The following is a 21,552-nucleotide window of genomic DNA, read 5'->3' as shown; positions in this document are numbered from 1 at the left end:
TGAAAGAATTTTTTTATTACTCTTTTCCAATTTACTTAAATGTTAGTTCATGGTTTCTTCATGCAGTTACATTCAAAAGGAGTGGACGTACGGTGATTAGTCAGTTATCTTGGAAAATCGGAGGTCAGCAGGGTGAAGGGGTCGAATCAACAGACCGTATCTTCTCTACTGCATTGAACCGTCTCGGTTACTATTTGTATGGGTACCGTCATTTCTCTTCGCGGATTAAGGGGGGACATACAAATAACAAGATTCGCATCAGCACCAAGCCGATTCGCGCAATTTCCGACGATTTGGACATTCTGGTTGCATTCGACCAAGAAAGTATCGATTTCAACGCGCATGAGCTTCGTGACAACGGAGTTATCGTGGCGGATGCAAAGTTCAATCCGGTATTGCCGGAAGGTATTAAAGCACGTTTGTTCCCTGTTCCAATTACTGCAATCGCAGAAGAGTTAGGAACTTCCTTATTTAAGAACATGGCCGCATCCGGCGCTTCCTGGGCTTTGCTAGGTCTGCCGCTTGATGTGTTTAATAAAGCCGTTGAGGAAGAGTTCGGCCGTAAGGGCGCAGCAGTCGTCGAGAAAAATATTGAGGCTGTTCGTAAAGGCGCAGAATCCGTTCTGGAATTAGCCGGCGGACCTATCGCAGATTTTCAACTGGAACCGGCTGACGGTAAGCAGAAGTTGTTCATGATCGGTAATGATGCAATCGCTCTCGGAGCCGTAGCTGCAGGTTGCCGTTTCATGCCTGCATACCCGATTACACCTGCATCTGAAGTTATGGAATACCTGATCAAAGCGCTTCCTAAGTTTGGCGGTACAGTTATCCAGACGGAAGATGAAATTGCAGCTTGTACAATGGCAATTGGCGCTAACTACGCAGGCGCACGTGCGCTTACAGCATCAGCAGGTCCTGGTCTCTCTTTGATGATGGAAGCAATCGGTCTGGCTGGTATGACAGAAACTCCAGTTGTCATCGTAGACACACAACGCGGCGGCCCAAGTACTGGTCTTCCAACGAAACAAGAACAATCCGACTTGAATGCAATGGTTTACGGTACACACGGTGAAATTCCGAAAATCGTACTCTCCCCAAGCACTATCGAGGAATGCTTCTACGATACAATCGAAGCTTTCAACTTGGCTGAGAAATACCAGTGCCCAGTTATTCTGATGACAGATCTTCAGCTTTCCTTAGGTAAACAATCCGCTGAGATGCTGGACTACAACCGCATCGTGATTGACCGTGGAAATCTGGTTACAGAAGCTCCAGAGATGACTGACAACCAATTGTTTAAACGTTATGAATTTACGGAGAACGGAATTTCGCCGCGCGTCATTCCTGGCGTGAAGCATGGTATTCACCACGTTACAGGCGTTGAGCACGATCAAACAGGTCGTCCATCGGAGAGCACGGAAAACCGTCAAAAAATGATGGATAAGCGTTTGGAAAAATTGAAACACATTCAAGTAACGGATGCGATTAAAGTGGACGCTCCTCACGAGAATCCGGATCTTTTGATTATCGGCATGGGTTCTACAGGCGGTACGATCGACGAAGCTAGAAACCGCGTTGCGCAGGAAGGTATTACAACTAACCACGTAACGGTTCGTCTGATTCACCCATTCCCGGCTGAACAATTGAAACCACTCGTAGAGAAAGCCAAACAAGTTATCGTAGTTGAAAACAATGCGACAGGTCAATTAGCGGATCAAATTAAATTAAATGTTGGTCATGCAGATAAAATCAAGAACGTTCTGAAATATAACGGTAATCCATTCTTGCCAGCAGAAATCGAACAAAAATGTAAGGAGTTGACCCTAGCATGGCAACGTTAAAAGATTTTCGCAACAATGTAAAGCCGAACTGGTGTCCAGGATGCGGAGACTTCTCCGTACAAGCGGCGATTCAAAGAGCTGCAGCTAACGTCGGCTTGGAACCAGAAGGTTTGGCAATCGTCTCCGGTATCGGTTGTTCCGGCCGTATCTCCGGTTACATCAATGCTTACGGTTTCCACGGTATTCACGGCAGATCATTGCCGATCGCACAAGGTGTGAAAATGGCAAACCGCGACTTGACGGTTATCGCTTCCGGCGGTGACGGAGACGGCTTCGCGATCGGTATGGGTCATACCGTTCATGCGATCCGTCGTAACATCGATGTAACTTACATCGTTATGGATAACCAAATCTACGGCCTGACGAAGGGTCAAGCTTCCCCGCGTTCTGCGGAAGGCTTCAAAACCAAAAGTACGCCTCAAGGTTCCATCGAGTCCGCGATTTCACCGCTTGAAATTGCAATGGCTGCCGGCGCAACTTTTGTAGCGCAATCTTTCTCCAGTAATTTGAAACAGCTGACGGCTGTTATCGAAGCTGGTCTGAATCACAAAGGCTTCTCCTTGATCAACGTTTTCAGCCCATGCGTAACGTTTAACAAAGTAAATACGTATGACTGGTTCAAAGAAAACATCGTAGATCTGGATGAGATTCCTGATTATGATTCAACAAATCGCGTGATGGCGATGACGAAAATCATGGAAACGAACTCCATGCTTACTGGCATCATCTATCAAAATAAAGATAAAAAGAGCTACGAAGATTCCGTTCCTAACTTTGCAACAGAAGGTCTTGCCAAACAAAATCTTCAAATTTCAGAAGCAGACTTTAACAAACTGCTTACTGAATTCAAATAAGAGTTATAGTAGAGGGCATATGGAGATTCTCCGTATGCCCTCTTTTTGCTGAGCGGCTATTTTTCGCCTATAATAGAGGATGTACATAGAGAGTTGGAAGGATGGATACATAACCATGAAAACAGTTCCAGTCGGCGTCTCGGCTAGACATATTCATTTATCTGCAGCACATATTGAAATTTTGTTCGGAAAAGGTTATCAACTCACAAGCTTGAAAGATTTGTCGCAACCTGGCCAATACGCCGCGAATGAGACGGTGGCCATAGAAGGGGCGAAAGGCAAGTTCGATAAAGTGCGCATCTTAGGACCTGCCCGTGGAGCATCGCAAATCGAAGTATCCCGCACGGATGCTTTCTCACTTGGTATTCATCCTCCAGTTCGTGAGTCCGGAAACATTGAGGGAACACCCGGGCTAAAGGTAATTGGGCCGCAGGGTGAAGTGGAGCTGGACAAGGGTGTCATCGTCGCTGCGAGGCATATTCATTTCCATACTTCGGATGCAGCCAAGTGGGGGATCCAAGACAAGCAGCTGCTTCGAGTCAAATTGAAAGGGGAGCGCCCCTTAATTTTCGAAGACGTGGTTGCGCGCGTTTCCGACCAATATGCGCTAGACATGCATATCGATACGGATGAAGGCAATGCGGCGGGTGTGAAGACAGGTGACCTGGCTGAAATATTGGACTAGGGTAAAAATTTGCTATTTCACGAATACGCCATTTTCCTTTTGAACTATATAGGCTCATGATGCTATAATGAAAGGTGCATATTTTGCAAGTTATCATGTTTAAAGCGGGAAGAATTTTGAGCGCCGCTATATGAGGAGGAAAGAAAGTGGCTAACAACGTGAAATCCGATAAGGATTACTCCAAATATTTTCAGCCTCCTTCACTGACAGATGCCAAGAAGCGCGGAAAAGAAGAGATCGCCGTTCATTACGATTTTACTATTCCTGAAGACATGCAGGAGTTCGGCAAAGATAAATATTATTTGATTCGCACCTTCGGTTGTCAGATGAATGAGCATGACACAGAAGTGATGAAGGGCCTTTTGGAGCAGATGGGCTATCAATCGACAGAGGACAAGTTCCAAGCCGACGTGATTCTGCTCAACACATGTGCAATCCGGGAAAACGCGGAAGATAAAGTATTCGGGGAGCTAGGACATTTAAAATCTCTTAAAGCGGAAAAGCCCGGCCTCGTACTCGGCGTTTGCGGATGCATGTCGCAAGAGGAAGCAGTCGTGAATCGAATCATGCAGAAGCACGCTTTTGTGGATTTGATTTTTGGTACTCACAATATCCATCGCTTACCGACGCTGTTGAAGGATGCCTTTTACAACAAAGAGATGGTTGTTGAGGTATGGTCCAAGGAAGGCGACATCGTCGAGAATTTGCCGAAGAAGCGGGAAGGTATCCGCGCTTGGGTTAATATTATGTACGGCTGTGATAAATTTTGTACGTATTGCATCGTACCTTACACACGCGGTAAAGAAAGAAGCCGGAGACCGCAGGATGTGCTTGCTGAAGTGAGAGACTTAGCACGTCAAGGGTTTCAAGAAATCACGCTGCTTGGGCAGAACGTCAATGCTTATGGTAAAGATTTTGAGGATATTTCGTATTCGTTCGCAGATTTAATGGATGATATTCGAAAAATCGATGTGCCGCGCATACGTTTCACAACTTCGCATCCACGCGATTTCGACGATCATTTAATTGAAGTTTTGGGCAAACGCGGTAATCTCGTAGAGCATATTCATTTGCCGGTTCAGTCGGGAAATAGTGAAGTATTGAAGCGTATGAGCCGTAAATATACCAGGGAGCACTATCTGGAGCTTGCCCGTAAAATCAAAGCAACATTACCCGATGTCGTACTGACAACGGATATCATCGTTGGTTTCCCGGGTGAAACGGATGAACAGTTTGAAGAAACAATGTCCTTGTACCAGGAAGTAGGATTTGATTTTGCCTTTACTTTTATTTATTCACCTCGTGAAGGCACGCCTGCCGCTGAGATGGAAGACAACGTGCCGATGGAAGTGAAGAAGCAGCGTTTGTATCGCTTGAACGAGCTTGTGAATGCTCATAGCAAAGCAAGTAATGAGAAGCTCTTCGGACAAACGGTTGAAGTTTTAGTTGAAGGCGAAAGCAAGAATAATCCGGATGTTCTATCTGGACGAACACGCACGAATAAATTGATCCATTTTACCGGTTCAAAGGATATGGTCGGCAAAATGGTGAATGTGAAAGTAACGCATGCGCAAACATGGGTATTAAAAGGCGAGATCATCCCATCGCCGTTGCAAATATCCATCTAATTTAGAAGGTAAATAGGACTGGAGTGTGCTCGAAGTGTCAGATCATCATAATCATCCCCATGCTTTTGAAATGGAAGAGTATACGAATACGGAGCTGATTGTCCGTGAAGATATTTTGGCAAAAGCCAAAGAACTGGCCGAACTGTTGACTACATCCAATGAGGTGCAGTTCTATCAGAAGGCAGAAAAGCAGATTAGCGCAAATCCTGATATTCAAACGCTAATCAGTGCCATTAAGAAGAAGCAAAAAGAAATCGTCGCTTTCGAGAAATTTCAAAACTCGAAAATGGTAGAGAAAATCGAAAATGAAATCGAGTCTCTGCAAGATGAGTTGGATGGCATTCCGATTGTTAGCGAGTTTAAGCAAACACAAGCGGATATCAACTATTTGCTGCAGCTCGTCATGTCCGTCATTCGTGACACGATTTCGGACAAAATCAATGTAGAAGCAGGCTCAGCAGAGAGTCCGAGCTCTTGTGACTAAGATAGAATCGTTCCGCAAATAGAAAATCGCCCTCTAGCAGGCATGGTGCCGGTAGAGTGGCGATTTTTGCCAAAACATATGATTGCTCGAAGGAGTCGTTGTCATGATCACGGTTCGAAATCTAAGCAAAGTATTTCCCCCGGATATCAAGGTGCTGTCTCAGATCAGCTTTCAAGTAGACGAAGGTGAATTCATAGCTGTTATCGGTGGTAGCGGCAGCGGGAAGACGACACTGCTGCGCTGCATCAGTCATCAAGAGAAATGGACGACAGGACAATTGATTTATCAGTCTAACGACATTACGACTCCAGGGCTATTGGAGCGTTGGAAGCTCGCGAAAGACTTCGCATTTCTTGAAGAGAAGCCGGCTTTAAACCGAAATAAAAGCGCTATCAAAAATGTCATGATGGGACGTCTTTACCAGACTCCAATTCGACTGCTTACGGGTACGACTTCCCGGGATGAGCATGTCATGGGGATGGATTATTTAGAGAAAGTTGGTTTGCTCGATAAAGGGGAAAAAAAGGTCGGTCAGCTCAGCGGCGGCGAGCAGCAGCGAGTTGCAATAGCTAAAGCATTGATTCATAATCCCAAGGTGCTAGTAGCTGATGAACCTGTATCCGGACTTGATCCGAAGGCGACAGAATATATTATGCAGGACCTTAAATCTCTCTGCCAAGAACGGAATATGAGTGTTATCGCAACACTCCATCAGGTCGAACTTGCAGAACGATATGCAACGCGTATCTGGGGCTTATCCGAAGGTAAAATCGTGCTTGATATTCCTGCAAGATCACTAACCATGCGAGAAAAACAGCTTATTTTTGGTGCGCCATGATTCAGGTCTTATTCGTATGTTTAGGTAATATTTGTCGTTCTCCCATGGCAGAGGCAGTTTTTCGTCATAAAGTGAAAGAGGCAGGTCTTGTTGGTGTAATAACTACTGATTCAGCGGGTACCGGCGATTGGCATATTGGCGAGAGGCCGCATCAAGGGACTAGACGCATTCTGGATCAGTATCGAATCGATCATCAAGGCATGACGGCCAAACAGGTCAAATCAGATGATTTTGAGCAATTTACATATATCATTGCGATGGATGAGAGCAATGTTCGCAATATGCGGCCTTTCGCTCCGGAATTGCCTAAGCAACGCGCTGAGATACGGAAGCTCCTGGAGTTCGCGCCGACCCGTGGCATTAGTGATGTACCTGATCCTTGGTATACGGGCAATTTCCAAGAAGTGTACGACATGGTTGAAGAAAGCTGTGAGAATTTACTTGCTTATATTCGTAAAGCTAATAATTTATAGGGATTTAACAAAAAAGCAGCTATGAAAAGATGACCTTTTCGCAGCTGCTTTTTTGCATTTGGTTTAGAAGGCTGTCAGGCCAATTCTTTGACCGCACTCGGAGATTGCCCGCAATATTTCTCTGTGAATAGGAATAATGACATCGGTAGCGCCCAATTGGAAAAATCCGCTTCGGTTATGCACGGTAGCTGCCCCAACATAGATGCGGTAATGTTCAGAACCCGGGGAAAGATGAGTGGTTTCTTGGTTAGCCGCCCGCGAGCTCACGAAAGAAATTTTCTTGAATCCGGAATTATCAAAAGGGAGGATATTAATAATGTCCTCCAGCTTAAAGTAATAATTGACATGAGGTTTATGAAGGATTAATTCTTTGGTCGTGACGGTGAGACCATAATCCTTCCGCTTGTGTGACATCTTTAGCTCGCCTTCAAGGGATTTGATCTGAATAAAATCTGGATTCATGGAATGCCCCTCCTTCACATACCTGTTGATTGCTTGTCTTAACAGAATAGCATAGATCATCTAGCTTGTTAATGGAGAGCTTTGGTTGAATGCGAAAGAATTGAGAAAGACTTATGGTGCATTTGAGGGTTTCCGCTGTATAATAAAGGAAACACGGTTGCAAACGTTTACAATTTGAGAGGGTTGGAAAACGAGGAGCGATGAGGATGAAGGTGTGCTCACAGGTTTGCGGGGTTGTTTTTGATCCCTTGAATGAAGACTATGTGGACGTTTGTGAAGAATGTGAGGACAATTGCGGGCATAAAATGATTGAAGGTGAGAATGGGGTGACGGGAAGTTACTATTTGGGCGCTTGCGGACTGATCATCGATTACTTACTTTAAACCCGTTAGGTAAAAAACTGTTGCTTACCAGAATTTTCTTGCTACAATGGAAGTAGACTTACTATTCATACTATTTACTATTCAATCTTGATGCAGCTCATTTTTGAAAGGAGACATGGAATGGTAACTTTGCCCAAATTGAACGATCTCGGATTTTTCGAGATTAGGCTGGAATCCATCGGTGGATTAGGCGCCAACCTTGCAGGCAAAATGCTCGCGGAAGCGGGAGTTGTAGGGGTGGGATTGAACGGGGTCAGCTTTTCCTCCTATGGATCGGAGAAGAAAGGGTCTGCGGTTAAGGCACATATCCGTTTTTGTGATATGGATACCAATATACGGGATACCTCACCTGTAGAACGTCCGCATGTTGTTGGTGTTTTTCACGAATCTCTTTCCAAAACTGTAAACGTTATCAGCGGAATTTATGAAGACAGCACCGTGTTGGTGAATTCGACGAAAACACCGGATGAGCTCAAAGAAAAGATGAAGCTTAAAGGCGGGACCATCGCGGTGATCGATGCTATCGGCATTTCCCTCGAGGAGAAAAATCGGGTGAACATGGCGATGCTTGGAGCGCTTTTCCGGCTGTGCGACTTTCTGGATCCTGAGGTGATGAAAGGGGTCATCCGCAAATCGCTGGAAAAGAAGTATCCGCAGGCCGTTGCGCCGGCCCTCCGTACATTTGACCGCGGTTATGCCGAAGTCAAATTTCAAACATATGCGCTTCCGGAAGGCGAGACGATGCCTGATTTTGTGCGCTTCGATACACCTGTTCTTGGATACGCAACGCAGCCTATCGGCGGCGTAATCACGAATCCGGGCAACAGTATTCTGAAAGATTTGAGTATTTCGCGTGCGGGGATGATGCCGCATTTTCATGAAGATAAATGTATTCACTGCGCTTCTTGCGATAATGTATGCCCCGATTTTTGCTTCGTGTGGGATGAGCTGCCGGACAAGAAGGGACGTCCTCAGATGTTCCTCCAGGGGATTGATTATCAGTACTGCAAGGGCTGTTTAAAATGTGTACAGGCCTGTCCGACCGAGGCTTTAACTGATGAGAGAGAAGAAGACGGTTATGCAGACGCACATCGCATACCGCATCGATTCAATCTAGCCGTCAACTCATAGAAAGATAAACTTTCAAGGGAGAAGGGTGGAACTAACGAAATGGCCATTGATATTAAGAAGGAATTTGGACAGGCCAAGATTGAACAGCGCATCGTCTATGAATCGGGTAACGAGATGGCTGCTTATGCTGCCCATCAAATCAATTATCATATCATGGGATATTTTCCGATATCTCCATCAACGGAGGTTGCCCAGTTTCTCGATTTGATGAAGACGAACGGTCAGCATGACATCGTGCTGATTCCTGCAGACGGCGAGCACGGCTCTGCGGGTGTATGCTACGGCGCTTCCACCGCTGGCGGCCGCGTTTTTAACGCGACAAGCGCCAACGGCTATTTGTATATGTTGGAGCAAATGCCGGTACAATCCGGTACCCGATTCCCGATGGTGATGAACCTGGTGTGCCGCTCCGTGTCGGGACCGCTGGACATTCACGGGGATCATTCCGATCTGTATTATGCATTGAACACCGGATGGCCTATTCTCATGTGCCGCGATCCGCAAGCGGTTTATGATATGAATATTATGGCGTTAAAGCTGGCTGAGGACCCTGAGGTGCGCTTGCCTGTTCTTGTTGCTTCGGACGGGTATTTCACCTCGCATCAGAAGCGCAGGGTACAGACTTTCGCGCACCGCGAAGATGTCCATGCGTTCGTAGGCGAGAAACCCCAAGGTTTCCCGGATACGCTGGATCGGAACAATCCGATTACTGTCGGTCCTTATATGAACGAACCGGATTATATTAATAACTGCTACCAGCAATCGGTGGCAATGTATAATGCGGAGGAAGTCTATGACCGCATTCGTCAGGAGTATGCCGATCTTACGGGCCGTGACTACCCGATTCTGGACTTGTATCGGATGGACGATGCGGAGGTCGCGGTGTTCCTGATGAATTCGGCTTCCGAAATCATCAAGGACGTCGTCGACCAGCTGCGCGAGAAAGGCATTAAGGCCGGCTCGATCGCGCCTAACATGATTCGTCCGTTTCCTGCTAAGCAGATCGCGGAAGCGCTGAAGAATGTGAAAGCGATCACGGTCGGCGACCGCGCGGATTCGTACGGCGGCCATGGCGGGAACATGGTCAATGAAATTAAAGCGGCGCTGTTCACCCATGGGAACCGCGATACGTTAGTCATAAGCCGTGTCTACGGCTTAGGCGGCAAGGATTTTTATGCCGAGGACGGACATAACCTGTTCCAGTTTGCCATTGACGCGATGCAAAACGGGAAGGTTGAGGTGCCGTTTGACTACTACGGGCATACGCCAGGTGATCCGGCGAAAGCGCCGAAGCGGGTGCTGAACCCGATGAAGTACGAAGATTTGAAGACCGGATTGATTACGGTAACGCCAGATGAAAGTTCAGGCAAGTTAAACGTCAGGATTCCGCCGCTGCGTTCCTTGACGAAGAAGCCGAAACGGATTGCTCCAGGGCATGGCGCATGTCCGGGCTGCGGTATATTCTCAGGTCTGGAGCTCTTCTTCAAAGGAATCGAAGGCGATATCGTGGCTATATTCCATACCGGCTGTGCGATGGTTGTAACAACAGGCTACCCATACTCGGCACACAAAGCGACTTATATTCATAATCTTTTCCAAAATGGAGCAGCGACGCTCTCCGGCGTCGTAGAAATGTTTTGGGAGCGTAAACGCCGCGGTGAGCTTGATGATTTGAACTTGCCGGACGATTTCACCTTTGTCATGATTACGGGTGACGGCGGCATGGACATCGGAATGGGGCCGGCCATCGGCGCTGCGCTGCGCAATCATAAGATGATTATCCTTGAGTATGATAACGAGGGGTATATGAACACCGGTGCGCAGCTGTCGTATTCGACACCGATGGGCCATCGGACATCGACGTCCAATGTCGGTAAGAAGCAAGGCGGTAAAGTGTTTCATCATAAGGATACTGCACAAATTATGGCAGCTACGCACATTCCGTATGTATTTACCGGATCGGAAGCGTTCCCGCAGGATCTCGTAAAGAAAGCGGCGAAAGCGCAATGGTATGCTCAGAATGAAGGCATGGTGTACGGTAAAATCCTTATAGCTTGCCCGCTTAACTGGCTGTCAGATGATCAGGAAGGGTCCAATATTGTTGGCGCCGCTGTAGATTCTTGCTTCTTCCCGCTCTACGAAGTGGAGCATGGGGTGACGACTTTGACCTACAATCCGGAGGAAAAAAGCAAGAAAATTCCGCTCTCTGGCTGGTTGAAGACGATGGGCAAGACGAAGCATATGACGAAGCCTGAGTATGAGGAGTCTTTGAAGTCGTTCGAGAACGAAGTGGAGCGCCGCTGGAATATGCTCAAAGCGAAGCACGAGAATCCGTATTTATAAATAATAGTAAACGAAGATAAGGCACAATCCCCCTTGTGGTGATCGTGCCTTTTTTACCGGTTACAATGAAAAAGTGTGGGGGAATGACAAGTGCCATATGTGCTGCAGCATAAACATACATCGCAAATTTTCACGTGCAGGCTCGTGAATCATTATGGGTTGACGTATTATGGTGTGAAGTTTTGGGACGAGCAAGATGATGCTGAGGAGCAGAGCGTGCCCTTCCTTCAGTCCGCAGGGATTAAGGAACCCGAAGAATGGGGGATTATACTGCTGGAAGAGGGCGAGATGAAGCTTTGCAACGTAAAGTTGAGAAACGATCCGAACTTTCTGCTGTATTGGAACGATGCGCGCAAGCCTGAAGTAAGAAGAAGCGCAACTTGAGAAAAATATCCAGCAGGTCAATAGGCATGCAGACTCTGAGGATTCGACATGAATTGCAACCGGGCGCCTATTTTCGACGGAACTCCCTTGAATTTATAATGAAGCTAAGACATAGAACAATTTAGCAGCTAAATTCTGGAGGTAAAGCGATGAGAAAATGGACCACAGTTCTAAGGATGATGCTGTTAGCGCTCACATTCATCTTGCCTGCTGCCGTAATGGCGGAGGAGAGTGTAACGACCAAAGCGCAAATTATTGCCGGTGTCAGCTTCCGCGATCAACCGAGCACATCCGGTCAAATCATTAGAATGCTGAAGACCAATGAGATTGTGACCGTTTCCGACTATGTGACGGCGAACTGGTATCAAGTCAAAGATGTTCAGGGCGTTGCCGGGTATGTCTCCACGAATGCCAAATACATAAAAGTGGTAAGCAACGCTAAAATCGTATACGGAGTAAATTTTCGAACTTTGCCGGCTTCCGAGAGCGGATCCAAAATTATTAGGATGCTAAGCAGAGGCGAAGAAGTGCTCGTACTAGCGAAAGTGAACGATAACTGGTACAAAGTGCAAGATGCCAACGGCATGGTTGGTTACGTGAGTACGAGCAACAAATACATAATTACGGATTTTTCCGTCATAAAGCCGGATCTGCCGCTTGCCGAAGAAATCGAAGCTGTGATCTCAGCAGGCTCCGCCTATTTGGGAACACCGTATGAATTCGGCTCCGATCGCAATGACCCAACGACATTTGATTGCTCCGATTTTACGCAAACCGCGTTTTGGGATGCTTTGCGCTTCTCGCTGCCAAGCGATTCTCAGGCTCAAGGCGATTATGTGGAAGCATTGGGACCCTTGGTCATAGACTGGACGAAATTAAAACGTGGAGATTTGATGTTCTTCAGTTCCTACAAAGGTTCAAAAGCTTCTGATTATGCGAATATGAATTACCGCACTGAGCCAATTACTCATGTTGCTATCTACTTAGGAAACGGCACGATTCTGCATACGTATTCCATTGAATCCGGTGGTGTCCGCATCGATATGGTTGACGGTAAGCAATGGGAGAATCGTTTTTTGTATGGCGGCAGCGTTTTGCATTAATGTGATGGTTCGAACGTAGTGTTTTTGCCATATACTAAAGATAAGGGGCGGGTATATTACCAGTATCCGCTTCTTCCTCATTTTAAGAAGAAAGGAAACCTTATCTTTGAGACCTATGACTGCAACGCACCCGCTGGAATTTCGAAATACAACCGAGAGAGGACTCGACTTGGAGACAGTTCACGAACGCATACTCCACTTTATGCAGCTTGACCCTGCCGCCGTGTATAAATTTATTATTGGAACTGACTGTCAGGTGCACCCCGGACACACGAAATTCATTACCGGCGTTGTGATTCAGCGTTTGGGGAAGGGAGCATGGGCTTGCTATCGGCAAGTTATAGTTCCACGAGCGTTAACCTCTGTGAAAGAGAAGCTTTCCACAGAGACCGCTTTGAGCGAAGAAATTGCCATGTATTTTGATGATCACAAGCGTCGCGATATGGAGGATATCGTCCTTCCGCATGTATACCAAGGCGCCTCACTCGATATGTACATACATATTGATGCAGGAGAGGATGAAAACAAAAACAGAACGGCCAAGTTCGTGCAGGAAATGGTGCGCAGAGTAGAGTCCGTCGGCATGGTGCCTGTCATTAAACCTGACTGTTACGTAGCGTCTTCATATGCAAACCGATTTTCCAAAAAGCCCTATGTGTTTGGGGCTCAGGACCGAGAGGTGACAGATGGCAGTCTATAATCCCGGAACAAACCGTTAGCTCATGGATCGAACGATCAGAGGGGCTGACGGTTTTTTGTCAATTTCGGAGCCGGACGGAATAATGCTGCGTCTGAGAAAGAAGGAGATCCTGCGCATCGTATCGAAATATTGATCTTACAACCAATGAGGGAGGGGGTCCGATGATGTCCCGTACTTTCGTAATAGAGGCTGTCATGCTGGCTGTTCACGGTCAATTGCTTATGCCAGGACGCCCAGTCACTTATGTTATCCCGTATACAAGCATTCAAGAGCTATATGAACTGCAAACCAGCCATGAACCGATTATGCTGTCCCCTGAGGACGATGTTTACGTGAAGCAAAAAATAAGAGAACTTATCGCATTTTTCGAAGAATCGTTTAATAAGAAAAAAATTGAGAAGGCTTTATCCATGCCTTGGCGAAAAAGCCCGCCTTTACCTATAAATGAGCACGTTTCCTTAATGATTGTGTTTGCCGTCGATACGGAGGAATACGGGGAGAGTTTCGATCCTATTGAAACGGAATTAATCCTGACAGCGATGAAAGAGCAAGCGGCCTTATTGACGGATCAACTGGAGATGCTCGATCGGATCGTAGATGCAGGCGTTCCTGTTGAGGCTTATGATGTCGAAGATTTTGAATTCGCCATTGACGGTGATTATCTGGTCTAGTCCGGTTATCGAATGTCAGGTGGAAAAGAGGGATAGCATGATGCAAGTTAAAGATCAAGAAGAGCTGATTACCTGTTTACCGGAACGCTGGTTCCCGAATCAGACATGGACTTTGCGAACAGGCGAAGGCGGAATGAACAATACAACGCGTTTCGTGGAAGTAAACGGGATTTCGTATGTTCTTCGCGTCTATGAAACGCATAGAGACTTGGATAAAATACATTACGAGCATGCGGTGTTACGTGCTTTATCCGCTCAAAAACTTCCGTATCGTTTGCCGGTACCGATTCAGCTGCCCTCCGGAAAGACAGTCGTGGAGGTCGATTCCGGTCAAGGGAAGTTGGCCGCTCTGTTTACGTTTACGGATGGCTGCAATCCAACATGGGAGCACCCTTGGCAAATGCTGCCATTTGGCGAAGCGGTCGGCCGACTTTCACAGGTTTTGGTGACTATTCAGGTGGGACTTAAGCCGGTATATCCGCCTTATTATGAGATTGAACATATTCATCCTCGCTGTACGCCGGAAGCGATTGATGCTTTCTGTATGGCTCCGCCCGAACCATTCCGTGCGCTGCAATCGACATTGTTGTATATCCGTGAGCGCTTCGCAGCATTTTATAATGAGATTCCACAGTTAAAAAAACTGCCTCATCAGCTTGTTCATGGTGACATCAACGGGTCGAACATGCTTATTGATGAGGATGGCCGCATTGCGGCTGTACTGGATTTTGAATTTGTTACAGAAGATGTACGCGTCATGGAGCTCGCCGTTTGTTTGTCGGATCTTATTGATCCGGCATTGCCGGAAGAAGAGTTGGAGCGGAGATGTTCGGCGTTTTACAAGGGATATCGCGCATTCATTGATTTGCATGAAGAGGAGTTACGGCTGCTGCCAATGCTAATTGAGCTGCGTAGATTGGATGTTTTCGTCCATTTTCTTGGTAGGTACCTGGATGGTGTCGATGCACAGAGTGTACTCGTAGATATCATCCACAGCACGGCTGAGAAAGTACAATGGCTTCAAGAACACGGCTCTAAGCTCCTTCTTTCATTGAAAAGATAGGAAGATGCCGCGAGGCAGCCGCACAACCGATAGATAGGGGCGAGGAATACCATATAGTACCCTATAGAAGGTGGTGCTATTGCATGTCTACAGTATATCAAGGCAATGTAAGTGCGTTTCCTAGTTGCAGACGGTTTTGCCGAAATGTGTGCACGCGATTATTCGTTGTTGGAAGAAGTCAATGCATTGCAGATTGTCTGAGCTGCGCTGGATTGCGAAGCTCAGCGAAAACAAAGTTGAAGTCGAATCGTAAAAAAAGTAAATGCAGTTGCGGTTGCGGAAAATGTAAACATTAGAAGGAAGCGGGCTGTCGAAGCGATTCGGCAGCTTTTTTTCGCGAATGGATAGTGAAAATATCGGAATAACTAACCTTGAGGTAAGTAAGACACGTTTTTTTCAGTTCTTTTTTTGTTTTGGCGGTTAGCCTATACTAGTACAAGGGTACATAAGAATTCTAGGCAAATGTCTATAAGGAGGACAAAACATGGTTTACCAAGCAAGCGCAACTCGTTATGCAGAAATGAAATATAACCGTACCGGTAAATCCGGATTGAAACTTCCGGCAATCTCATTAGGCCTATGGCACAACTTTGGCGGATTGGATACGCATGAGAACGGGAGGGCGATGCTGCTTCGTTCTTTTGATTTGGGGATTACGCATTTTGACTTGGCGAACAATTATGGGCCGCCGCCAGGATCAGCCGAAGAAATGTTCGGTAAGGTGCTCAAAAACGATCTCGGAGCATACCGCGACGAACTGATCATTTCCACCAAAGCGGGATACCACATGTGGGAAGGTCCTTATGGCGACTGGGGCTCCAAGAAATACTTGATTTCCAGCCTGGATCAAAGCTTGAAACGGATGGGCCTCGAATACGTGGATATTTTTTATTCTCACCGGCCGGATCCGAACACGCCGTTTGAAGAGACCATGGGCGCCTTGGACCAAATCGTACGTCAAGGTAAAGCATTGTACGTTGGTTTATCCAACTATACAGCTGAACAAACACAGCAGGCTGCTTCTATTCTCAAGCAACTGGGCACGCCGCTGCTGATTCATCAGCCATCCTACAGCATGCTGAATCGTTGGATTGAAAATGGTTTGCAGGATGTGTTGGATGAATTCGGCGTTGGCAGCATCGCCTTTACTCCGCTTGCGCAAGGTCTGCTGACGAACAAATATGTGAGCGGGGTTCCTAATGATTCTCGCGCAGGCGGCAAGAGCGTATTCCTGAACGCGAAGGATATTACCGAAGAGAAGCTGGCGAAAATCAACCAGCTGAACGAGCTGGCCGGAAGCCGCGGACAAAGTCTCGCGCAAATGGCCATTGCTTGGGTACTTCGCGGAGAGCGCGTCACATCGGCACTGATTGGTGCAAGCCGTGTTTCCCAAATCGAGGATAATGTGGCTGCATTGAAAAACCTGGAGTTCTCTGCTGAAGAACTCGCCAAAATTGAAGAAATCCTGAAGTAGTCTTCAGGATTCCATCCGTTTATCGATGGCTTCGGCCATCGTTTTGTCCGTCAGATGCGCGTAGATCTGCGTCGTTTCCGGCGAGGCGTGTCCGAGCTGCTCCTGCGTCTTATATAAGTCGTTCTGGAGATAGTAGTCAGTGGCAAAAGAGTGCCGCAGCTTATGAACGGATAAGTACGGCTTTCCGAACCGCTTTGCGTATTTGATCACCATTTCTTGTATGGCCCGCCTGGTCATACGTTCGCCTTCTTTTTTGCCGTTAGCGATGGCTAGAAAGAGGGCTTTTTCTTTTTTCGCAGGCTTGTACCGGGTTTGCCGAATGGCTAAATAATCAGTGAGCACCTGAATGGCATCCTGCCGAAAATAAACAGGCGTTTTGAACGTATCGTCGTTTTTACCTTTACGGTATACGTGTGTTAGCTTCTTCTTGAGATCAATATCATCTACATTGAGATTGAAAACTTCCGAGACGCGAAGACCGGAGTTCAGGATGAGGGTGATGATGCAGGCATCGCGTATTTTATTCAGCTCATAAGAGTAGGTGGCCTGCTTGTTCGTTGCGACATCGTGTTCGTAACCATGCTGCACATATTCGATAAACTCGAGGATCTCTTGCTCCTGCAGCAGCTTGCCTTCCAGCTTCGCGGCAGTGTCCTTAGGCTTATGCGAACGCTTGATTTCCACTTTGGCCATGACATTGCGCTTGAGAAGCGGGTAGAAGTTCTCGTCCTCGGCAATCTGGCTCAAATAATGAAATAGCGAGCGAAGCGCGGAGAGCTTACGATTGATAGTCGTTTTAACATTCGCCTGCTCCTTACGTGTGGCAAGAAACATACGAAAATTATCGACGCTGTCCATGTGCAATTTCTCCAGATCTTCGAGCGGCACTTGAGACATGGATGCAGCAGAGGATAGCCCTTCAGCCAATAACCAGGAGAAAAAGATCTCATAATCACGTGCATACTCCAGCAAGGAAGATGGGGAGAGGTCAGGAAGCTTATAATTAATAAATTTCTCTACGTACCAAGGCATGGAAGGGATTTTTTTCTCCAGCTCATTACGGTCTTTCACTTTAATGATATTCATAGGTGACGTCACCTCTAGTATTCTTCTTGTTGCTAGTATAGCAGTGGACCCCGTAAATTGGTAGTGAGAAGAAAAAAGGGAGAATGAAATACGCCAGGATAAAAAAGTAAAAAAGACACCTGATGGTATCTTTTTTGATGGTTTATTTGGTCAATAAGGCGTGATTTAGAAAATCGGAATTCTAGCCTTATTTCCGTTACCGGAATACAGGATAGCTTCCGCGCTAAATAGTTCAATACGCTCCAATGAAGGCTTCAGATTATGTAGCGTAAATTTGTTGGTGCGAAGAGCGGATACGAGGGATGGAATCAGCTTTTGATCCGTTCCGATTAAATGAACGGCAACCGCCTGTTCGTTAAAATGAATGTTGGTACTTACCATGAATCATCATCTCCTAATCATTATGTTCTCAATTAGTCTATGCATAGGCATTCGAAAATCTTTGAAAAAAGTTTGATCAATTTGTGACATTTTGTTTCAAAGTCTCGGCGTTCAGGATACGAAATGTGACTTCATATATAGACTAGCATGTCCAAAATGAAAAGTTGGTCGAATTTTGAAGTCCTATGCAATTACTTTTCGACAACTATGGAGTCTTGCGATAGATATGTTATAATGATCCAACAATCGGCATAGAAAGCAGGCACACAGATGAATGGTCAAAACCGCAAAGATGTTAGAGCCGGACTTGAAGTAAACATTGTTTTAAAACAAGATCAACGAAGCGGTAAATTAACCCGGGGTATCGTAAAGGATATATTAACGAACTCACCTAACCACCCTCATGGTATTAAGGTGAGACTGGCGGATGGACAAGTTGGACGAGTGAAACAAATTTTATCAAACGGGAGTTAATGGGGATCGTTTAAATTATTTAGGGGGAATTAGCGTGGCTAAAGCCAAAGTAGCAAAGAGACCAACTCGGGATGAATTTGTGTTGGAGGAGATCGGCAATCAACTGACGGAAGCGAAAAATGAAAATTCTGAGGTCTTGTTGACGGTATGGGGGGCTGAACAAACGGTCCGCGGCCAAATTGTAGCAATGGATTCACGTACGGGTAAAGTACATGTAGAAAAGAACGGAGAGACTGTGAAGGTTCCATTCATGGATATCATGCAAGTCAATTATCCCAGAGATTAGATTTATATCGTGTAAAAAGCACAGGAATTCATTTCTGTGCTTTTTTTTGTGTTCCTGTCTTTTCGGCGTGAGTTGAATTAGTTGTTGATGTGGGGAAGATTCGCACCCCATATTGTTTACATAACATTTAATATGTATCCTAAAATGCAATGAAAAGCATTTACACATTTTACAATGTGTAAAACACACAGCCAATTATTAGAACACAATGTATAATGAATTCGAGTGTAAATGTAATATAATATGACATATATAGTTAATAAATATGACGATAAACTCACAGACTCGTTTCGGGAAGTGGAGGGAAATAAATGAGTTCAAATTTTTCACAGAAGAAAGTGGAAATTTCGGTGGAGGGCGTGTCGATGGTGTTCGGGAAAAAAGGACGCCAAGTGACGGCGCTTCAGGATATTACGTTTGACGTGTATCAGAATGAATTCGTGTCCTTACTTGGTCCTTCAGGCTGCGGTAAATCTACATTACTACGCTTAATGGCCGATCTTCTGCAGCCTGCAAGCGGGCAAATTTCCATCCAGAAGGAACATCCCCGAGAGGTGCGGTTACGGAGAAAGTTTGGCATCGTGTTTCAAAATCCAACGCTGTTCGAATGGAGAACGGTGCGGGAGAACATTGAACTGCCCCTAGAGGTATTAGGCCGCAATCGCCATGAATACTCCGTTTTGGTTGATCAGCTACTGGACATCGTCGGATTGACGAAGTTTAAAGAGCATTACCCGTGGCAGCTTAGCGGCGGCATGCAGCAGAGAGTGGCTATCGCCAGAGCGCTATCGCTCGATCCGCCGATTTTGTTCATGGATGAACCGTTCTCGGCTTTGGATGAGTTTACGAAAGAAAAATTACAGCTGGAGCTGCTTGAGATTAAGAAGAAGACGAATAAAACGATTGTTTTTGTTACGCACAGCATTCCGGAGGCCGTATTCTTATCCAATCGTGTCATTGTTCTATCCGCTCATCCAGGGCGCGTACATACCATACTCGATGTGCCTCTCGGGGATACCAGAACTGCGCTTATCCGCGAGTCCGAACATTTTCATGAATTATCGGCTGCTGTTCGAAATTGCTTTTACAAGGAGAGTGAGGCCATTGATGAGCAGATTGGCTAGAAACTGGAATCAAGGTGCAGGGATCGCCAGTTGGGCAGCTGCTTTGTTCATTCTTTGGGAAGTGCTTGCTTGGATCGTGCATCGCGTTCTTCAGCTTACCCAGCCTGACTCCAAATTACCATATCTGCACAAAGTTATCGGCTCCATGCAGGAAAACCTTCCTGTACTCATCAAGCAAGGAATCACGACCTTTGGCAATTCCATGACAGGCTTTCTCATCGGCTCTGCTTTTGGCTTCCTGCTTGCCGTAGTGATGAGCTTATCCAAAACCGTAGAACAAACACTATCGCCTTACATGGTCGCTTCTCAAATGGTTCCGATCATCGGACTGGCGCCGATCATTTATGGCATTCTGCATGATCCCGGCGTATCGCGAATCGTGATGTCAGGATATGTGACGTTTTTCCCCGTCACGATCAACGCGCTGCGCGGGCTTCGAAGTGTCCAGCCCGAACAGTTGGAGCTTATGCGTTCCCTTGCCGCATCAACTTGGCAAGTTTACATCAAGCTCAAGCTGCCCTCGGCATTGCCCGGAGTTTTTGCAGGACTGAAGCTGTCGGCTCCGCTCGCGATCACGGCCTCCATCATTGTCGAGCTGATGGGTGCGCCGGACGGGATAGGCGTTCTGATGGTAAGCTCGCTTTATTATGGTGCAGCACAAGTTTATATGTTCTGGTGCACCGTTTTGGCCAGCATCGCGATAGGCTTTGCATCCTATTTGTTGCTTACGCTGGCAGAACGCTGGTTTACGCCTTGGCAGCCGGACTTTCGAGCGAGCGTGAACGGGAGGGAGCGGGCATGAGCGAGATGATGATCTCTCAAGAGACGAAGCTGGAAGAGATGAATGAGAAAATGAATGAGGCTGAGCATCTTCGGAACGGGGATATTCGATCTTTGCTCGTGAAGATGCTGCCCTATGGTTTCGGTTTTTTATTCGCCTTGCTCTGGCAGTTGGAAGGGTTTCATAAGCTGTTTCATTTGGAACGTTATCAGCTGCCGATCCCTTCGGATATCCTTCTTTCCATCAGAGATAACAGCGACATTTTGTCCATCTATGCGCTTTATACAGGCATCGAGATCATCGGCGGCTGCCTGATCGGATCGCTGCTCGGCTGGTTAGCCGCCGTCCTCGCATCCTTCTTTCCGCATGCAGGCGCGGGTGCAATCTCGATCATGGCTTCCCTCAATGCAGTGCCGATTGTCGCGCTTGCGCCGATCATGAACAACTGGCTGGGTGATGGCGTAGCTTCCAGGATCGGTATTGTAACCGTCATGACGATGGCCACGATGGCCGTCAGCACCTACAAAGGGCTGCGCTCCATCGAGCCGACTTATTTGGAGCTGATGACTTCGTACGCGGCAAGCGCCAGGCATACATTCCTCAAATTACGCTTGCCGAAAGCGATGCCTGCGATTTTCTCCGCACTGAAGATCAACATGTCGACAAGTATCATCGGTGCGATCGTGGGGGAATTTTTCATTTCGTCGCGCGGGCTGGGTTATTTGCTTTCTGATCAAATCCGGCTGGCCAATATGCCTTTGGCGTGGGCGTGCATTGTCATTGCGGCGATCCTTGGCATTGCGCTTTATACGATGATTCAATGGATCGAAAAAATATCCATCCCATGGTCAATTTCGCAGCGCTAATCCAAGTTTTTTTCAAAAACAAGCAGCATCAAGGGAT

At 46.6% G+C, this 21,552-nt stretch carries 24 protein-coding genes; 21 read left to right on the top strand and 3 right to left on the bottom strand.

Annotated features, from left to right (window positions below; all coding sequences use genetic code 11):
• The first annotated feature begins 92 nt into the window (after positions 1 to 92).
• The 7 genes from ICC18_RS09105 to ICC18_RS09075 all read left to right on the top strand — a co-directional run bounded on the left by ICC18_RS09105 (position 93) and on the right by ICC18_RS09075 (position 6,803).
• Complete coding sequence (locus ICC18_RS09105) at positions 93 to 1,841, top strand: 2-oxoacid:acceptor oxidoreductase subunit alpha (RefSeq protein WP_188174090.1); 1,749 nt, start codon at positions 93 to 95, stop codon at positions 1,839 to 1,841.
• Complete coding sequence (locus tag ICC18_RS09100; RefSeq protein ID WP_188174089.1) at positions 1,829 to 2,695, top strand: 2-oxoacid:ferredoxin oxidoreductase subunit beta; 867 nt, start codon at positions 1,829 to 1,831, stop codon at positions 2,693 to 2,695. Before ICC18_RS09105 ends, ICC18_RS09100 begins: the two co-directional genes overlap by 13 nt.
• A 115-nt stretch (positions 2,696 to 2,810) precedes the next feature.
• Complete coding sequence (pduL, locus tag ICC18_RS09095; protein WP_188174088.1) at positions 2,811 to 3,380, top strand: phosphate propanoyltransferase; 570 nt, start codon at positions 2,811 to 2,813, stop codon at positions 3,378 to 3,380.
• A gap of 158 nt (positions 3,381 to 3,538) precedes the next feature.
• A complete protein-coding gene (miaB, locus tag ICC18_RS09090) occupies positions 3,539 to 5,008 on the top strand; it encodes a tRNA (N6-isopentenyl adenosine(37)-C2)-methylthiotransferase MiaB (protein ID WP_376745624.1) in 1,470 nt (489 codons plus the stop codon).
• Positions 5,009 to 5,078: 70 nt separating this feature from the next.
• The gene (locus ICC18_RS09085; RefSeq protein ID WP_188174730.1) at positions 5,079 to 5,492 is read left to right on the top strand and encodes a YlbF/YmcA family competence regulator; all 414 of its coding nucleotides are present in this window, start codon (positions 5,079 to 5,081) and stop codon (positions 5,490 to 5,492) included.
• Between the two features lie 103 nt (positions 5,493 to 5,595).
• Positions 5,596 to 6,330 carry a phosphonate ABC transporter ATP-binding protein gene (locus ICC18_RS09080; protein ID WP_188174086.1) on the top strand — a complete coding sequence of 245 codons (735 nt, stop codon included), beginning with the start codon at positions 5,596 to 5,598 and terminating at the stop codon, positions 6,328 to 6,330.
• Positions 6,327 to 6,803 carry a low molecular weight protein-tyrosine-phosphatase gene (locus ICC18_RS09075; RefSeq protein ID WP_188174085.1) on the top strand — a complete coding sequence of 159 codons (477 nt, stop codon included), beginning with the start codon at positions 6,327 to 6,329 and terminating at the stop codon, positions 6,801 to 6,803. The genes ICC18_RS09080 and ICC18_RS09075 overlap by 4 nt, the downstream gene beginning before the upstream one ends.
• A gap of 63 nt (positions 6,804 to 6,866) precedes the next feature.
• Here ICC18_RS09075 and ICC18_RS09070 read toward each other — a convergent pair whose 3' ends face one another.
• Entirely contained in the window at positions 6,867 to 7,265 is a 399-nt protein-coding gene (locus ICC18_RS09070; protein WP_188174084.1) for a hypothetical protein, read from the bottom strand.
• Between the two features lie 206 nt (positions 7,266 to 7,471).
• On the opposite strand from ICC18_RS09070, the gene ICC18_RS09065 reads away from it, so the two are divergent.
• The 9 genes from ICC18_RS09065 to mgrA all read left to right on the top strand — a co-directional run bounded on the left by ICC18_RS09065 (position 7,472) and on the right by mgrA (position 16,517).
• The gene (locus tag ICC18_RS09065; protein ID WP_188174083.1) at positions 7,472 to 7,648 is read left to right on the top strand and encodes a hypothetical protein; all 177 of its coding nucleotides are present in this window, start codon (positions 7,472 to 7,474) and stop codon (positions 7,646 to 7,648) included.
• A gap of 120 nt (positions 7,649 to 7,768) precedes the next feature.
• Positions 7,769 to 8,779 (top strand): 2-oxoacid:acceptor oxidoreductase family protein, encoded by a 1,011-nt coding sequence (locus ICC18_RS09060; protein WP_188174082.1) that lies wholly within the window; start codon positions 7,769 to 7,771, stop codon positions 8,777 to 8,779.
• 39 nt (positions 8,780 to 8,818) lie between these two features.
• A complete protein-coding gene (locus ICC18_RS09055; protein WP_188174081.1) occupies positions 8,819 to 11,122 on the top strand; it encodes a thiamine pyrophosphate-dependent enzyme in 2,304 nt (767 codons plus the stop codon).
• A 90-nt stretch (positions 11,123 to 11,212) separates the two neighbouring features.
• The gene (locus ICC18_RS09050) at positions 11,213 to 11,506 is read left to right on the top strand and encodes a hypothetical protein (RefSeq protein ID WP_188174080.1); all 294 of its coding nucleotides are present in this window, start codon (positions 11,213 to 11,215) and stop codon (positions 11,504 to 11,506) included.
• A 149-nt stretch (positions 11,507 to 11,655) separates the two neighbouring features.
• Entirely contained in the window at positions 11,656 to 12,609 is a 954-nt protein-coding gene (locus tag ICC18_RS09045; RefSeq protein WP_188174079.1) for a C40 family peptidase, read from the top strand.
• Positions 12,610 to 12,724: 115 nt separating this feature from the next.
• On the top strand, positions 12,725 to 13,309 hold the full coding sequence (locus ICC18_RS09040; protein WP_188174729.1) for a ribonuclease H-like YkuK family protein: 585 nt from the start codon (positions 12,725 to 12,727) through the stop codon (positions 13,307 to 13,309).
• Positions 13,310 to 13,473: 164 nt separating this feature from the next.
• Complete coding sequence (locus tag ICC18_RS09035; protein ID WP_188174728.1) at positions 13,474 to 13,980, top strand: PIN domain-containing protein; 507 nt, start codon at positions 13,474 to 13,476, stop codon at positions 13,978 to 13,980.
• 37 nt (positions 13,981 to 14,017) lie between these two features.
• Positions 14,018 to 15,043: a phosphotransferase gene (locus ICC18_RS09030; protein ID WP_188174078.1), complete on the top strand. Its 1,026-nt coding sequence runs from the start codon at positions 14,018 to 14,020 to the stop codon at positions 15,041 to 15,043.
• 484 nt (positions 15,044 to 15,527) lie between these two features.
• Positions 15,528 to 16,517, top strand: a complete 990-nt coding sequence (gene mgrA / locus ICC18_RS09025; RefSeq protein ID WP_188174077.1) for an L-glyceraldehyde 3-phosphate reductase — start codon at positions 15,528 to 15,530, stop codon at positions 16,515 to 16,517.
• A 3-nt stretch (positions 16,518 to 16,520) separates the two neighbouring features.
• Here the strand turns inward: mgrA and xerS are convergent, their stop codons facing one another.
• Complete coding sequence (xerS, locus tag ICC18_RS09020) at positions 16,521 to 17,603, bottom strand: tyrosine recombinase XerS (protein WP_188174076.1); 1,083 nt, start codon at positions 17,601 to 17,603, stop codon at positions 16,521 to 16,523.
• A 165-nt stretch (positions 17,604 to 17,768) separates the two neighbouring features.
• Positions 17,769 to 17,984, bottom strand: coding sequence for a hypothetical protein (locus ICC18_RS09015; protein WP_188174075.1), 216 nt, complete (start codon positions 17,982 to 17,984; stop codon positions 17,769 to 17,771).
• Between the two features lie 270 nt (positions 17,985 to 18,254).
• Here ICC18_RS09015 and ICC18_RS09010 point away from each other — a divergent pair, with 270 nt between their 5' ends.
• From ICC18_RS09010 to ICC18_RS08990, 5 genes are all read left to right on the top strand, one after another.
• The gene (locus tag ICC18_RS09010) at positions 18,255 to 18,458 is read left to right on the top strand and encodes a YwbE family protein (RefSeq protein WP_188174074.1); all 204 of its coding nucleotides are present in this window, start codon (positions 18,255 to 18,257) and stop codon (positions 18,456 to 18,458) included.
• Positions 18,459 to 18,492: 34 nt separating this feature from the next.
• Positions 18,493 to 18,744, top strand: a complete 252-nt coding sequence (locus tag ICC18_RS09005) for a YolD-like family protein (protein WP_188174073.1) — start codon at positions 18,493 to 18,495, stop codon at positions 18,742 to 18,744.
• Positions 18,745 to 19,055: 311 nt separating this feature from the next.
• Positions 19,056 to 19,868 (top strand): ABC transporter ATP-binding protein, encoded by an 813-nt coding sequence (locus ICC18_RS09000; RefSeq protein WP_188174072.1) that lies wholly within the window; start codon positions 19,056 to 19,058, stop codon positions 19,866 to 19,868.
• Complete coding sequence (locus ICC18_RS08995; protein WP_188174071.1) at positions 19,852 to 20,670, top strand: ABC transporter permease; 819 nt, start codon at positions 19,852 to 19,854, stop codon at positions 20,668 to 20,670. The genes ICC18_RS09000 and ICC18_RS08995 overlap by 17 nt, the downstream gene beginning before the upstream one ends.
• Positions 20,667 to 21,515 carry an ABC transporter permease gene (locus tag ICC18_RS08990; RefSeq protein WP_188174070.1) on the top strand — a complete coding sequence of 283 codons (849 nt, stop codon included), beginning with the start codon at positions 20,667 to 20,669 and terminating at the stop codon, positions 21,513 to 21,515. Before ICC18_RS08995 ends, ICC18_RS08990 begins: the two co-directional genes overlap by 4 nt.
• Positions 21,516 to 21,552: the final 37 nt, after the last annotated feature.

This window comes from Paenibacillus sedimenti, assembly GCF_014534655.1.
In the GTDB taxonomy this organism is placed as follows: domain Bacteria; phylum Bacillota; class Bacilli; order Paenibacillales; family NBRC-103111; genus Paenibacillus_E; species Paenibacillus_E sedimenti.
Note: the sequence above shows the minus strand (reverse complement) of the source record. Positions and strands in the feature narration are given on the sequence as shown.

Coding starts and splice junctions, on each gene's coding strand:
- ICC18_RS09100 (WP_188174089.1), top strand. CDS start 1,829: ATGGCAACGTTAAAAGATTTTCGCAACAATGTAAAGCCGAACTGGTGT.
- pduL (WP_188174088.1), top strand. CDS start 2,811: ATGAAAACAGTTCCAGTCGGCGTCTCGGCTAGACATATTCATTTATCT.
- ICC18_RS09085 (WP_188174730.1), top strand. CDS start 5,079: ATGGAAGAGTATACGAATACGGAGCTGATTGTCCGTGAAGATATTTTG.
- ICC18_RS09080 (WP_188174086.1), top strand. CDS start 5,596: ATGATCACGGTTCGAAATCTAAGCAAAGTATTTCCCCCGGATATCAAG.
- ICC18_RS09075 (WP_188174085.1), top strand. CDS start 6,327: ATGATTCAGGTCTTATTCGTATGTTTAGGTAATATTTGTCGTTCTCCC.
- ICC18_RS09070 (WP_188174084.1), bottom strand. CDS start 7,265: ATGAATCCAGATTTTATTCAGATCAAATCCCTTGAAGGCGAGCTAAAG.
- ICC18_RS09065 (WP_188174083.1), top strand. CDS start 7,472: ATGAAGGTGTGCTCACAGGTTTGCGGGGTTGTTTTTGATCCCTTGAAT.
- ICC18_RS09060 (WP_188174082.1), top strand. CDS start 7,769: ATGGTAACTTTGCCCAAATTGAACGATCTCGGATTTTTCGAGATTAGG.
- ICC18_RS09055 (WP_188174081.1), top strand. CDS start 8,819: ATGGCCATTGATATTAAGAAGGAATTTGGACAGGCCAAGATTGAACAG.
- ICC18_RS09045 (WP_188174079.1), top strand. CDS start 11,656: ATGAGAAAATGGACCACAGTTCTAAGGATGATGCTGTTAGCGCTCACA.
- ICC18_RS09040 (WP_188174729.1), top strand. CDS start 12,725: ATGACTGCAACGCACCCGCTGGAATTTCGAAATACAACCGAGAGAGGA.
- ICC18_RS09035 (WP_188174728.1), top strand. CDS start 13,474: ATGTCCCGTACTTTCGTAATAGAGGCTGTCATGCTGGCTGTTCACGGT.
- ICC18_RS09030 (WP_188174078.1), top strand. CDS start 14,018: ATGATGCAAGTTAAAGATCAAGAAGAGCTGATTACCTGTTTACCGGAA.
- mgrA (WP_188174077.1), top strand. CDS start 15,528: ATGGTTTACCAAGCAAGCGCAACTCGTTATGCAGAAATGAAATATAAC.
- xerS (WP_188174076.1), bottom strand. CDS start 17,603: ATGAATATCATTAAAGTGAAAGACCGTAATGAGCTGGAGAAAAAAATC.
- ICC18_RS09015 (WP_188174075.1), bottom strand. CDS start 17,984: ATGGTAAGTACCAACATTCATTTTAACGAACAGGCGGTTGCCGTTCAT.
- ICC18_RS09010 (WP_188174074.1), top strand. CDS start 18,255: ATGAATGGTCAAAACCGCAAAGATGTTAGAGCCGGACTTGAAGTAAAC.
- ICC18_RS09000 (WP_188174072.1), top strand. CDS start 19,056: ATGAGTTCAAATTTTTCACAGAAGAAAGTGGAAATTTCGGTGGAGGGC.
- ICC18_RS08995 (WP_188174071.1), top strand. CDS start 19,852: ATGAGCAGATTGGCTAGAAACTGGAATCAAGGTGCAGGGATCGCCAGT.
- ICC18_RS08990 (WP_188174070.1), top strand. CDS start 20,667: ATGAGCGAGATGATGATCTCTCAAGAGACGAAGCTGGAAGAGATGAAT.